Below are 13,165 nucleotides of genomic sequence, written 5' to 3' on the forward strand. Positions count from 1 at the left end.
ACCGGACCGTAGTAATTACCGTCGCGGCCGAACGCCAGGTTGTCGAAGATCAGGCCGCTGATGCGGCGCTTGTTGGTGAGGTTCTGCACGAACACCCGTGCGCTCCACGGCCCGCGCTCATAGCCCAGCTGCGCGCCCAGCACCGCGACGGCCGGCTGGAACGCGCGGTTGCGCTCGTCCAGCGCACTGGAACCGGTGAACTGCGATTCCAGCCGGGCATACAGGCCGGACTGGAACTGGTAGCGCGCCGCGAGATAGCCGGTGTAATGCGGCGTCAGCTTGACCCGCTTGCCGTCCAGGTTCTGGTCGACGCTGACCCACAGCCTGGTGTACTTCGCATCGACATAGCCCACATTGGCCATCAGGGTGAAGCCGGGCATCACCTCGAACACGCCTTCAAGTTCCGCGCCGCGCGAACGGATCGACGCATCCGAGCCCACGTAGTCCGACGAGATCGGGCGGCCGTTGGCATCGGTGGCCACCTGGATCTCCTGCCAGTTGTCCGAGGTGATGTGGAACAGCGCACCGCCGATGTGGCCACGGCCACCGGCCAGGTTCATCTTGAAGCCCAGCTCATGGCTCCACATGCGCTCGGACTCATAGCGCAGCACTTTGTCGTTGACCACATCGCTCTGCGCCGCGGCCAGATTGAAGCCGCCCGGAATGTAGCCCTTGGCCGAGGCCGCATAGAACGACAGGTCGTCGGTGGCGTCGTAACGCAGCGACACCCGCGGCAGCGTCGCCGAGAAGGTATGCGCCAGCGCGGCATCGCGGTACAGCACGCGGCCGCCGGCACCCAGATCCAGCGCACCGGCACGCTGCTCGGTGGAACGCCGCGCCTGCTCATGGCGCAGGCCCGCACTTGCGGTCAGTTGCGGAAGCGACGGGAAGGTGTAGCTGGCGGTGGCGAACACACTGTAGTCCTCCCCCTTCGAGGTCTGCCGCGGCGCCAGGTTGTAGCTGTCCAGCCCGCGCAGCGCAGGGCCGACGAACGTACCCAGGATCGAATCCTTGCTGTTGCGGTAGGTAGACACACCGGCCATCCAGGTCAGCGCCTGGTCACTGGGCGAACTGAAGCGCGCCTCGGCCGTCCATTCGTTCTTCCGGTCGTAGATGCGGCCTGCCAGTGCCGCGCTCTGGGTCATGTCGAAGTCGTAGCCGGCCGAGGTCACTTCCTCGTTCCGCCAGGAGGCGGCCACGTCCAGCGTGCCGGCCTGCAGCTGCCATTGCGCACTCAGGCCCGCCACCGACTCATCTTTCGCGGTGCGCTTGGGCGCGTCATTGATGTAGGTGAAATCACCGGCGCGACGGCCGCCGTTGAGCGAGGTGCCGTAGGTGCGGTTGTACAGGCCGGTATCCAGCGGCAGGTACTCGTACTCGAACATGCCCGGCGCACGGGTGCGCAGATGGTAGGCCAGTGCATTCACGGAAACGTAGTCGCTCGGCCGCCAGCGCAGCTTGCCCTGCAGGTAGCCCTCGCCCACCCTGCCGCGCGCCCCGGAGGGCGTGAGGTTCTTCAGGTAGGCATCCTCGTCCGAGCCCATGAACGCCACCGAGCCGGACAGGCGGCCATCGTGGCTCAACGGGCCGGCCAGGAAGCCGTCCAGTGCCGTGCCGTTGCCATTGCCGAACCAGATACTGCGCACATTAAGTTCGCCTTCGCGCGCATCGGCCGGACCGCGCGTGCGCACCAGCACCAGGCCGGACTCGCTGTTGGCCCCGTACAGCGTGCCCTGCGGCCCGCGCAGCACCTCCACCGACTCGACCTGGTTGAGCACGGCATTGCTCAGTTCACGGAACGGAATGCCATCGATGTAGACCGATGCTCGGTTGACCAGGAACGGATTGGACTCGATGCCGCGGATCGAGATGAACATGTTGCTCAGCTGGCCCATCGCATTGAACTTCACGTTCGGTGCGAGCTTGTCGAGGTCACGGAACTCGGTGACACCGGCCTCTTTCAGCGCCTGCCGATCAAGCACGGTGACCGACAGGTCGCTCTTCAGGTACGGGGTATCGCGCTTGGAGCCGGTGACACGGACACCGTCAAGCGTGGCCGGGTCGGCCTGCTGGGCAAGCGCGGGCATGGCAGGAATGAGCAGGGATGCCGCAACAAGGGCGGCAGCAGGCGTGGACGACTTCAACGGACAGACCTCAACGGATGGAAAGGCGGACGCGCGGGCGGCGGCAGCGCGGGTCAAGAGTGTTATCCTGTAACATTCGCGCCATCCCGCCACTCCATTCGCGGCAGCGCCGCTCCATTCCCGGATCCGTGATGCCCGCCCTCGCCGACCAGTTGCTGCGCGAAACCGGCGCCCAGGCCGCAGCCGCTCACGTCAGCCCGGACGGCGCGGTGGTCCTGCTGCGCCACCGCTTCGAGGCCAGCGAAGGCGAGATGGGGCATCCGCAGCAACTGCGCCTGGGCATGGCCATGGCCGGCGGGGGGTGGCTGCAGCAGCGCACGCTCAACGGCGTGCTGCAGGCACCGTGGCGACCGGGCCAGTTCAACCTGGTCCTGCCTGGTGACAGCGGCACCTACGCCAGCCCCGCCGTCGACGTGCTCGGCATTGCCATCGACACCCACGCGTACCCACATGACGCGCCCACGCTGCAGCACCTGCAACCGCTGGCGGCGCGGCTTCACCACGACCCGGTGGTGGCCTCGGTGCTACAGGCGCTGTGGTGCAGCGCGCAGGCCGGTGCGTGCCTGCCCGGTTTTCTCGAACACGGCGCGCAGGTGCTGCTGCATCGCCTGGGCCAGCTTGCCGGCCAACGGCGCGAGGTGGGCGGCACCGCCACACCCCTGTCGGCACAACGGCTGCTGCAGCTGAAGGACTACATCGATGCACAGCAGGGCCAGCCGCTGACCGTCACCGAGCTGGCTGCCGCAGTGCAGATGCAGCCGTCCAGCTTCGGCCGCGCCCTGCGCGCCGCCACCGGGCTGCCGCCGTATGCGTTCCTGACCCGGCATCGCATGCACTGGGCTCGCGCGGCACTGGCACAGGGCCGCACCGTCACCGACGTGGCCCTGGCCAGCGGATACGCCAACCCCAGCAAGTTCAGCGCGGCCTTCCGCCGTGTGCTTGGCTGTTCGCCCTCGGCCTGGATCGCGCAGGCGCGCAGCCGGTGATCCGGATCGCCGCCGTGCAGCACCGGCCAACCTTACAGACCGGTAATGTCCAGGTCAGGCCATCGAAAGGTGCCGGCCTCCACCCTGAGGGCCTCATTCCCCACAGGTGCTCCGCAATGATCCGTTCCCTGTTGCGTCCCGCCCCGCTCATGCTGATGCTGGCCGGCCTCGCCATCGCGCCACTGGCGCTGGCCCATCCCAGCCTGGTGCGGGCCACGCCGGCCGCCGATGCCAGCGTGGCCCCGGCCAGCCAGATCGAGCTGCAGTTCAGTGAGAAGGTGGTGCCGCGTGCCACCCGCATCGAGCTGAGCATGGACCACGGCCGCATGAAGATGGCCATGCCGACCACCGCGCAGGAGGTCTCCGAAGACGGCCACACCCTGCGCGCGCGCTTCGGCAAGCCGCTGCCCGCAGGCCGTTACGCACTGCAATGGCGTGCAGTCGGCCAGGACAGCCATCCGGTCACCGGCACCTACCGCTTTACCGTGAAGTAAGGCCGCGCTTGTGGTCGAGCTCTCGCCATACGGGCTGAGGCTGGCACTGCATGTGGCGCTGATGCTGCTGTTCGGGCGCACGCTGTTCGTGCGTCCGCTGCTGCCGCGCGTCGCCCTGCTGGCAATGACCTTCATCGCGCTGCTGCTGGTGGCCGTCGACGCGCTGACCCGGCTTTCCGGCGTGCTCGGCATCGCGCCAACCGACATCGATGGCGCGACCGCACACTGGTTCCTCAGCGGAACGCCGGTAGGCCAGGCAGGCCTGCTGCGGGGTGTGGCCCTGCTGGCGATGCTGCCGCTGCTGGCGATCAACCGCCCGCTGCGGGGCCTATGGCGTGCTGCGCTGATGCTGCTGTCGGCGATCGCGTTGGCCAGCCTGGCCTGGAACGGCCATGCCGCCGCCGGTGATGGCCCCGGCGGCACGCTGCGGCTGATCGCCGGCCTCGCGCATCTGCTGGCCGCGGGCGCCTGGGTGGGTGCGATCGCCGCCCTGCTGCAGCTGGCGCTGCGCCCCCAGGGCGTGGGCCTGCGCGAGCGTACCCATGCACTGTGGCGGGCGGCGCACGGCTTTGCCCTGCCCGGCACCCTCATCGTCGCGACGCTGGCGATGACCGGCACCTATACCTATGTCGATCTTGGGGGATCGGTGCAGACCCTGGCCGGCACCGCGCATGGGCGCTGGCTGCTGCTCAAACTGGCCCTTGTGGGCGGCATGCTGGCGCTGGCCGCATTGCATCGCTGGCGGTTGGTACCCGCGCTGGCGGTGTCCATCCGAGGCGGCTGGCAGCCGCGCCCATTGCGCGCCCTGCGCCACAGCCTGGCCTGCGAGTCGGTGCTGGTGCTGCTGGTGCTGGCCTGCGTGGCGGTGCTGGGCACACTGGATCCGCTGGCATGAGCGGCCCGGCCCGATGCAGGCGCAAGCTGCGATGATGGGCGCACCATGAAACTGCTGATCATCGAAGACGAACCCAAGACCGGCAACTACCTGCGCCAGGGCCTGATCGAAGCCGGCTACGTGGTCGACCTGGCCTGCAATGGTGTCGATGGACTGCATCTGGCCGGCACCGGCGAGTACCAGCTGGTCATCCTCGACGTGATGCTGCCCGGGCTGGACGGCTGGAACGTGCTGTCGCGGCTGCGCGCGGACGGCTGGCCGCTGCCGGTGCTGTTCCTTACCGCACGCAGCAGCATCGCCGACCGGGTGCAGGGGCTGGAGCTGGGCGCCGACGACTACCTGGCCAAGCCCTTCGCCTTCGCCGAGCTGCTGGCACGCGTGCGCACCCTGCTGCGCCGAGGCCAGGCGTTGCCGCAGGCCGAGCGCATCGTCATCGCCGATCTGGTGGTCGATACGCTGCGCCGCCGGGTGGAGCGGGCCGGCCAGCGCATCGCGCTCAGCCAGAAGGAATACACCCTGCTGGAACTGCTGGCGCGCCGCCAGGGTGAAGTGCTGCCCCGCTCTCTGATCGCCTCGCAGGTGTGGGACATGAACTTCGACAGCGACACCAATGTGATCGATGTGGCCATCCGCCGCCTGCGCGCGAAGATCGACGACGGTTTCGACGCCAAGCTGATCGTGACCGTGCGCGGCATGGCTATGTACTGGAAGCGCCGGAGGACGGCGCTGCGCGCGACGGATGAGCCTGCGCCGTTCCATGGCGGTGCGGTTGACGGTGCTGTTCGCCATCGTGGCCACGGCGGTGCTGGCGGCGCTGGGCATGGCGATCTATGTCAGCGCCCGTCACGATCTGGTCGCGCAGGATTTCAGCGAACTGGAGAACAAGGTCGCGCTGATCAATGATCTGTCCAGCCGAGGGCCGGCCGCTGCACGCGCGCAGCGGCTGGCCGAAGCACTGGGCCACCATCCCGACATCGCCTTCCATATTGCCGATGATCGCGGCGGCGTGTTGTTTTCCACGGCACCGGCATTGCTGCGCGAGCATGCCCGCCGCCAACCCGTCGATACGGTACCGCGCCGGCATGACTGGACCCTTGCCGATGGCCGCTGCATGCACGCCCTGCACCTGCGCCAGACCCTGGCCGACGGCAGCCAGCTGGTCACCCTGCTGGCCATCGACGATGCCCGCCATGCCGCGTTCCTGCAGCGCTTCCGCCATCTGCTCGCCATTGCGATCGTCGCCGCTGCGGTGGCCAGCAGCCTGCTCGGCGGCTACGTGGTGCAGCGCACGCTGCGCCCCCTGCGCACGCTGGCCGATGACGCCCGCGAGATCACCGCCGGGCGCCTGCAGCGGCGCTTGAGTGCACGCCGGGCGCCGGCCGAGCTGGAGCAGCTGGCGCAGGCCCTCAACGGCATGCTGGCCCGGCTGCAGCAGGATTTCGCGCGCCTGACCGAGTTCAGCGGCGACCTTGCCCACGAACTGCGCACGCCGATCACCAACATGCTGACCCAGGTTCAGGTTGTACTGACCCATCCACGCAGCAGCGAGGCCTATCGGGAGACGCTGGCCTCCTGTGCGGAAGAGCTTCAGCAGCTGGCGCAGACCGTGGGTGACCTGCTGTACCTGGCGCAGACCGAGACACCCGGTGTACTGCCTTCGCGCGAGCCGGTGGCGCTGGATCCGGTGGTGGATTCGCTGCTGGAGTTCTACGGGCTGCTGGCCGAGGACCGGCAGTTGACGCTGCGCCGCGACGGTACCGCGCGCGTCGATGGCAACCCGTTGATGCTGCACCGTGCGATTGCCAACCTGTTGTCCAATGCGTTGAAGCACGCCCGCGCGGGAAGCGAGGTGCGGGTACGGCTGGAACAGGGGGCTGGCCGGTGCAGGATCAGCGTGCACAACATCGGCACGCCGATTGCCGCCGAAGCGCTGCCGCGCCTGTTCGACCGCTTCTACCGTGGCGAGCGCAGCCGCCATGAAGGCGCCGGGCTGGGCCTGGCGATCACCCGCGCCATCGCCCAGGCCCATGGCGGCAGCGTCGGCGTCGCCTCGGATGAAACCGGCACCGTGTTCGAACTGCTGCTGCCGAGCGCAGCGGCCGGCACTACCCCGCCCGATCGAACAGCGCCGCCACCCAGTCGATGAACACCCGCAACCGCGGCGAGGGCGTGCGGTTGCGCGGGTAGACCAGGTTCAGCGGGCTCGGCGTTGGCGGCATCTGCGGCAGCAGTTCGACCAACTCGCCCCGCGCAATGTACGGATCCATGCGGTAACGCGGTGCCTGGATGATGCCCAGCCCTGCCAGCGCAGCGCCGAGGAACGCATCCGCACCGGACACCAGCACCCGCGCCGGCAACGACACGTAGCGCACCTGTCCGTCTTGCTGGAACTCCAAAGGAATCAGCTGGCCGGTGGCGCTGGAACGATAGCCGACCATGTCGTGGCCGTCCTTCAGGGAGTCGATTCCCTCGGGCAAGCCCCGGGCCTGCACGTAGTCCGGCGAAGCCACGGTAACCTCACGCAGCAGCGTCAGCCGTCGCGCCGCCAGGTCGCTGTCGGCCAGCGTGCCGACCCGGATCGCCGCATCCACGCCTTCGCGCAGCAGGTCGACATAACGGTCTCCCTCACTGACGTCCAGCTCGATGTCCGGGTAGCGCTGCAGGAAGTCCGGCAGGTGCGGAAACAGCAGATGCCGGCCCAGCGTGCCATGCACCTCGATGCGCAGCGGGCCACGCGGTGGCACGTCACGGAATGCGGCCTCGGCGTCGTCCATGTCGGCGATCAGTCGCAGGCAACGACCGTAGAAGACTTCACCCTCCAGGGTCGGTGCCACCAGTCGCGTGGTCCGGTTCAACAGGCGCACGCCCAAGCGCTGCTCCAGCGCCTTGATCGCGTCGGTCACCGTGGCCCGTGGCAGGCCAAGGTCCTCGGAGGCGCGGGTGAAACTGCGGCGCTCGACGATACGGACGAAGGCGCGCATGGCCGTAAAGCGGTCCATTGTTCGGCTATCCGGATGGTGTCGGCTGATTATGCACGATTGTCCGCCGTGGGCAGGTGCGGCATGCCAACCAAGGTTGGCATCTACCAGATCACGGCACGCTGTTCGTCGCCCGCTGGGTGGCCGCCTTGGCGCGTGCCGACCAAGGTTGGCATCTACCGCGCCTCGCGGCGGCGGTGCACCCAGTAGTAAAGCGTGGGCAGCACCAGCAGGGTCAGCAGCATCGCCGACAGCAGGCCGCCGATCACAACCACCGCCAGCGGCTTCTGGGTCTCGGCACCGATCGCGTGCGAGGTCGCCATCGGCAGCAGGCCGAACATCGCCAGCAGCGCGGTCATCAGCACCGTGCGCAGGCGCTGCAGCGAACCCTGCACCACCGACTGCAGCAGGTCCATGCCCTGTTCGCGCAGCTGGGCGAAGCGACTGAGCATCACCACCCCGTTCAACACGGCTTGCCCGAACAATGCAATGAAGCCGATCGCCGCCGACACCGACAACGGAATGCCGGTCAGCCACAGCGCCAGGATGCCGCCGATCATCGCCAGTGGCACGTTGGCCAGGATCAGCGCCGCACTGCTGATGTCCTTGAAGGCATCGAACAGCAGCACGAAGATCAGCAGCACCGACAGCGGAATCACCCAGCCCAGCCGCTTCATCGCGCGCTGCTGGTTCTCGAACTCACCGGACCACTCCAGCCGGTAGCCCTCCGGCAGCTGCACGCCGGCGTCCACGCGCTTGCGCATGTCGGCCACCACGCTGCCCATGTCGCGCCCGGCGATGAAGATGCTGACCGCCTTCACCCGCTGCGCGTTCTCGCGCGAGATGTTGATCGCGCCGCTGGCCATGCGGAACTCGGCCACATCGGACAGCGTCACCGCGTGGCCGTCACCGATGCCCACCGGCACCGTGCGCAGCCGTTGCAGGTCGCGGTCGGCGTCGTCCAGCCGCAGCGTGATCGGGAACCTGCGGTCGCCCTCCCACAGTTCGCCGACCTGGCGCCCGCCCAGTGCGGTCTCGATCACTTCGTCGATGTCGCGCACATTCAGGCCGTAGCGTGCGGCGCGGTCACGATCGATCTCGATCTGCAGTTGCGGCAACGCGCCGTCTCGGTCGATGAAAGCACTTTCCACACCGTTCACGCCGCGCACCTGGCCGAGAATCGCCTGGGCCTGCCGGTTCAGCACGTCCAGGTCCGAGCCGCTGACCTTGATCACCACCTGGCCCTTGATCTGCGAAATGCTCTCCAGGATGTTGTCGCGCACCGGCTGCGAGATCGAGAATTCCGGCCCCGGTATGCGCTGCTCCAGCGTTCGCTGCAGGTCGCTCACCAGCTGCCGCTTGTCCACGCCCTTCGGCCATTCCTTCACCGGCTTCAATGCCACCAACGCCTCGATCTGGTTGGCGCCCTTGGCGTCGGAACCATCTTCCGGGCGCCCCAGCTTGGCCACCACCGTCGATACCTGCGGGAACGTGCCGACCAGTTCGCGGATGCGCCGCGACTGCTGCTGCGCCTCGGCCAGGCTGGTGCTGGGGTCGAGCGTGGCGGTCAACCAGATCGAACCCTCGTCCAGCTCGGGCAGGAACTCCGAGCCGAGCCGGGTGCCCAGCGCCAGTGTGCCGACCAGCAGCGCCACCGCGGTCAGCACCACCGCACGCGGGCGGGCCAGCGCACGCTCCAGCACCGGCTTGTACCACCCGGTCAGGCGGTCCATCAGCGGATTGCCGTCGCGCATGCGGTCGCGCCGTAGCCACCAGTAGCAGAACAGCGGCACCACGGTCAGCGCCAGGATCAACGCACCGATCAACGCCGAGGTCACCGAATAGGCCATCGGCGCGAACATGCGGCCTTCCTGGCGCTGCAGGGTGAAGATCGGGATATGCGCGGCGATGATGATCATCATCGAGAAGAACGTCGGCCGCCCTACTTCCGATGCCGCTGAAAGGATGGTCGAGAAGCGCGTCTTCCTGTCTGCCGTGGGGGGCAGCTTCGACAGCCGCGAGACGATGTGCTCGGTGACGATCACCGCACCGTCGATGATGATGCCGAAGTCCATCGCCCCCAACGACAGCAGATTGGCCGGCACACCCCACAGGTGCAGGCCGAGGAAGGTCGACAGCAGGGCCAGCGGCATCATTGCCGCCACGATCAGCGCCGCGCGGGCGTTGTACAGGAACAGCCACAGCACCAGGAACACCAGCACGGCGCCTTCCAGCAGGTTGCGGAACACCGTCTTCAGCGTGGTCGAAACCAGCCAGGAGCGGTCGTAGAACGGCTCGATGCTGACCCCGGCCGGCAACTGGTTCGCCTCGATCTCGGCGATGCGCGCATGCAAGGCGTCGAGCACGTCGGACGGATTCTCGCCCTTGCGCATCAGCACCATGCCGAACACCGCATCGTCGTTGTCATCCTGCCCGACCAGGCCCTGCCGCGGCAGCCCGGTGTCGGCGATGCTGGCCAGGTCGCGTACCAGGATCGGCGTACCGCCGCGCTGCCCGACCACCACGTTGACGATGTCGGCCTGCGAGCGCATCAGGCCCACGCCGCGGATCAGGAACTGCTGCTGGCCGCGCTCCACGTAGCCGCCGCCGGCATTCGAACTGCCCTTCTCCAGTGCCTCGGCGAACTCACCGAGGCTGATGCCGCGGTCGCGCAGCTTGTCCAGGTCCGGCTTGACCTGAAAGGTGCGCGCGAAGCCACCGAAGCTGATCACGTCGGCCACGCCCGGCACGGTGCGCAGGCTGCGCTCCATCGTCCATTCCTGCACGGTGCGCAGCTGGGTCGAGGTCAGGTGCGGACCTTTCAGTACGTAGCGGTAGATCTCGCCCACCGCCGAGCTCATCGCCTCCAGCTCCGGCGTCACTCCTTCCGGCAGCTCCACGCCCTGCAGGCGTTCCAGCACCTGCTGGCGCGCGAAATAGTCGTCGGCCTTGTCATCGAAGGTCAGGATGATCATCGACAGGCCGAACTGGGTATGCGAGAACACCCGCACCGAATGCGGAATGCCGGACAGCGCCACCTCCAGTGGCATCGTCACCTCGCGCTCCACCTCTTCGGCGGCGCGGCCCGGGTGCAGCGAGACCACCGTCACCTGGGTGTCGGACACGTCCGGGAAGGCCTCCACCGGCAGCACGCGGAACGCGGCGATGCCCGCGCCGATGAACAGCAGCAGCGCCAGCATCACCATCAGTGGCTGGCGCAGGCAATAGGCAATCAGGCGATCGATCATGGGGCGGCGTGCCCCGTGCCGCTGCTGGCCGCCGTCGGCGCACTGTCGACCAGCTGCTGCAGCAGCAGGCCACCTTCGACCACCACCCTGCTGCCTGCCGCCAGGCCCTCACGCACCCACAGGCGGCCATCGCCCAGTTCTTCGGCATGCACGGCGTGGCGCACGAAGCGACCCTTGCCCTCCTCCACGAACACCACCTGCGTGCCGTTGATCAACAGCACCGCCGCATCGGGCAGCGAAACGCCGCCCTCGGCCGGCAGCGCCACCTGTGCGCGCACATACTGCCCGGCCTTGAATCCGCGCGTGCGGTTGTCCAGCTCGGCGCGGGCCTGTACCACGCGACGCTCGCTGTCGACGAAGTCATCCACATGCTGCAGCGTGGCCTGCAGGGGTTTACCGTCGGCACCGGGCACGCTCACCGGCATGCCGGCCTTCAATCGCCCGGCCAGGCTTTCGGGAATGTCCAGCAGCAGCCACAGGCGATCCGGATCGCCGATCACCGCCAGCGGCTGTTCGCTGTCGGGGCTGACTGACATGCCCGGGCTCATCCGCCGTTCCACCAGCAGACCATCAATGGGCGCACGCAGCGGCAGGCGTTGATCGACGTGCTGGCCGTTGCCATAGGCCTTGGCGAAGGCGGTTGCGCGCGCATGATCGGCCTGGCTGCCGGCGAAGTTGGCCTCGGCCTCGTCCAGCTCGCGCCCGGACGCCACACCGGCGGCGTGCAGCTCGCGGGTGCGTTCCAGCTCCTTGCGGGCCTGCTGCAGTTCGGCGCGGCCACGCGCGCCCTCGGCCTGGGCTTGGCCGAACTCGGGCGAGGTGATCCAGGCAATGACCTGGCCCGCCTTCACCTGCTGGCCCGGCTGCGCCTCGATGCGCGCGACCTGCCCTGGCAGCGGCGTGCGCAATGCGCTGGAGCGGGTCTCATCCCAGACCACACGGCCCGGCAGCTGCAGGCTCGCACTGGCACTGGCGGTGACCGCCTCGCTGCGCAGCACGTCCAGCTGGCGGCTGTCGGCCGGGAACTGGATCTGGCCGGCACTGACCTGCGGCGCATCTTCGGTATACGACGCCGGCTCGCGGCCACAGCCGCTGAGCAGGGCCAGTGCCAGCAACACCGGCAGCAGCGCAGGGCGCGCGCGCGGGCGATGGGCGACGGTGGACTTCATCGGGACTCTCCTTCGGCAGCGGATGTGGCGGCTTCCCAGCGCGCCAGGGCAATGGCATGGTCGGCACGCGCCTCGATCAGCGCGGCCTCGAAGTCGCGCCAGCTGCGGCGCGCATCCAGCAGGTCGGTCAGGCTGGCGGCACCGCGGCGGTAGGCCAGCTCGATGCCCTGCACCGCCTTGCGCGCGGCATTGGACTGCAGCCCTTCGTAGTCGCTGCGGCGCTGCGCGGCGAACTGCGCGCTGGCCTGCAGCTGGTCCAGTTCGGCGCGCGCTTCGCGCTGCAGCACCTGCAGTTCCAGTGCGGCACTGTCCCGATCTGCTTCGGCGCGCTGGATGGCACCGCGTGCGCGCGACGGTCCACCCAGCGGAATGGTCAACGACACGCCCCACGTGACACCGCTGATGTCGGTCGGCTCACGCTCGGCCTCCACGCCCAGCTGGATGTCGCGGCGGCGCTCGCTGCGAGCCAGCGCCACACCCGCATCGGCGGCAGCCAGGCGCGACTGTGCGGCACGCAGATCGGCCCGCTGCTGCGGGTCGAACGCACGCGTGGCGGCCACACTGCGGGTGTCGGGCCACGGGTCGTCGGCACTGAGGTTGCTGCTGTCATCGCTGCCGAGCAGCAGCCCCAGCGCGTGCCGGGCGTCGCGCAGGTCCAGCGCCGCCTCGCGCGCGGCATCGGCCACGGCAAGGTCGTCCACCGCCAACCGCGCACGATCGACCGGTGCCATCGCTCCGGTTGCGACCTGCTTGTCCGCCGCCGCCATCTGTTCGGTCGAACTCTGGCGGTTGGCCTCGGCAATCTGCGCCCGCTCCTGCGCGCTCTTCAGGCCGAAATAGGCCTCGTGCAGCGCCACCTGCTGGCGGCGTCGGGTATCGAGCACTTCCAGCCCGGCCACCTGCAGCAACGCGTCCGCCTGGCGGATGCGCAGCGCTCGCTTGCCACCACGCTCCCAGGTCCAGCCCACACCCAGCGTGCTGTCCACCCGCTTGTCCTGCCAGCGGCCGGGGCCGATGCCATGCGTGGGGCTGATCTTGCTGCTGCCGATCGACAACTCGGCTGCAGGCCGCAGGGCAGCGGTCCGCGCATCGCCCTGCACGCCACGCAGCTCCAGCGCCGCCGCACGCAGGTCCGGGTTGTGCGCCTCCATGGCGCGCTGCGCGTCCGCCAGGGACAGCGCCGAAGCTGCGGGCGCACACACGAGGGCGGCCAGCACAGCCGCAAGTCGAGAGGAGAAATTCATGCGCGTC

The 13,165-nt window shown here is 68.7% G+C and carries 9 protein-coding genes and 1 pseudogene; 5 read left to right on the forward strand and 5 right to left on the reverse strand.

Features of this window, described 5'->3' with window-relative positions:
- Positions 1-2,087, reverse strand: a 2,087-nt coding sequence (locus tag N7590_RS14695) for a TonB-dependent receptor (RefSeq protein ID WP_279935682.1), incomplete at its 3' end; no start/stop codon positions are given.
- Between the two features lie 188 nt (positions 2,088-2,275).
- Between N7590_RS14695 and N7590_RS14700 the strand changes: the two genes are divergently transcribed.
- The 5 genes and pseudogenes from N7590_RS14700 (at position 2,276) to N7590_RS14720 (ending at position 6,665) form a co-directional block, all read left to right on the forward strand.
- On the forward strand, positions 2,276-3,130 hold the full coding sequence (locus tag N7590_RS14700) for an AraC family transcriptional regulator (RefSeq protein ID WP_279935683.1): 855 nt from the start codon (positions 2,276-2,278) through the stop codon (positions 3,128-3,130).
- Positions 3,131-3,246: 116 nt separating this feature from the next.
- Positions 3,247-3,624, forward strand: a complete 378-nt coding sequence (copC, locus tag N7590_RS14705) for a copper homeostasis periplasmic binding protein CopC (protein ID WP_164240996.1) — start codon at positions 3,247-3,249, stop codon at positions 3,622-3,624.
- 10 nt (positions 3,625-3,634) lie between these two features.
- A complete protein-coding gene (copD, locus tag N7590_RS14710; protein ID WP_164240995.1) occupies positions 3,635-4,519 on the forward strand; it encodes a copper homeostasis membrane protein CopD in 885 nt (294 codons plus the stop codon).
- A 45-nt stretch (positions 4,520-4,564) separates the two neighbouring features.
- A pseudogene (locus tag N7590_RS14715) lies at positions 4,565-5,262 on the forward strand (heavy metal response regulator transcription factor).
- Positions 5,259-6,665 carry a heavy metal sensor histidine kinase gene (locus N7590_RS14720; protein ID WP_164240994.1) on the forward strand — a complete coding sequence of 469 codons (1,407 nt, stop codon included), beginning with the start codon at positions 5,259-5,261 and terminating at the stop codon, positions 6,663-6,665. The pseudogene N7590_RS14715 and the gene N7590_RS14720 overlap by 4 nt, the downstream one beginning before the upstream one ends.
- Here the strand turns inward: N7590_RS14720 and N7590_RS14725 are convergent.
- From N7590_RS14725 to N7590_RS14740, 4 genes are all read right to left on the reverse strand, one after another.
- Positions 6,625-7,518, reverse strand: a complete 894-nt coding sequence (locus tag N7590_RS14725) for a LysR family transcriptional regulator (RefSeq protein ID WP_164240993.1) — start codon at positions 7,516-7,518, stop codon at positions 6,625-6,627. The genes N7590_RS14720 and N7590_RS14725 overlap by 41 nt on opposite strands.
- A gap of 155 nt (positions 7,519-7,673) precedes the next feature.
- Positions 7,674-10,745: a CusA/CzcA family heavy metal efflux RND transporter gene (locus N7590_RS14730; protein ID WP_164240992.1), complete on the reverse strand. Its 3,072-nt coding sequence runs from the start codon at positions 10,743-10,745 to the stop codon at positions 7,674-7,676.
- Entirely contained in the window at positions 10,742-11,914 is a 1,173-nt protein-coding gene (locus tag N7590_RS14735; protein WP_164240991.1) for an efflux RND transporter periplasmic adaptor subunit, read from the reverse strand. The genes N7590_RS14730 and N7590_RS14735 overlap by 4 nt, the downstream gene beginning before the upstream one ends.
- Positions 11,911-13,158: a TolC family protein gene (locus N7590_RS14740; protein WP_053511657.1), complete on the reverse strand. Its 1,248-nt coding sequence runs from the start codon at positions 13,156-13,158 to the stop codon at positions 11,911-11,913. The genes N7590_RS14735 and N7590_RS14740 overlap by 4 nt, the downstream gene beginning before the upstream one ends.
- Positions 13,159-13,165 lie beyond the last annotated feature (7 nt).

Source organism: Stenotrophomonas sp. GD04024, from assembly GCF_029837545.1.
GTDB classification, from domain to species: Bacteria; Pseudomonadota; Gammaproteobacteria; order Xanthomonadales; family Xanthomonadaceae; genus Stenotrophomonas; species Stenotrophomonas forensis.

Excerpts from the sequence above, each read along its gene's own strand:
- N7590_RS14700 (WP_279935683.1), top strand. The coding sequence starts at position 2,276 with ATGCCCGCCCTCGCCGACCAGTTGCTGCGCGAAACCGGCGCCCAGGCC.
- copC (WP_164240996.1), top strand. The coding sequence starts at position 3,247 with ATGATCCGTTCCCTGTTGCGTCCCGCCCCGCTCATGCTGATGCTGGCC.
- N7590_RS14720 (WP_164240994.1), top strand. The coding sequence starts at position 5,259 with ATGAGCCTGCGCCGTTCCATGGCGGTGCGGTTGACGGTGCTGTTCGCC.
- N7590_RS14725 (WP_164240993.1), bottom strand. The coding sequence starts at position 7,518 with ATGGACCGCTTTACGGCCATGCGCGCCTTCGTCCGTATCGTCGAGCGC.
- N7590_RS14730 (WP_164240992.1), bottom strand. The coding sequence starts at position 10,745 with ATGATCGATCGCCTGATTGCCTATTGCCTGCGCCAGCCACTGATGGTG.
- N7590_RS14735 (WP_164240991.1), bottom strand. The coding sequence starts at position 11,914 with ATGAAGTCCACCGTCGCCCATCGCCCGCGCGCGCGCCCTGCGCTGCTG.
- N7590_RS14740 (WP_053511657.1), bottom strand. The coding sequence starts at position 13,158 with ATGAATTTCTCCTCTCGACTTGCGGCTGTGCTGGCCGCCCTCGTGTGT.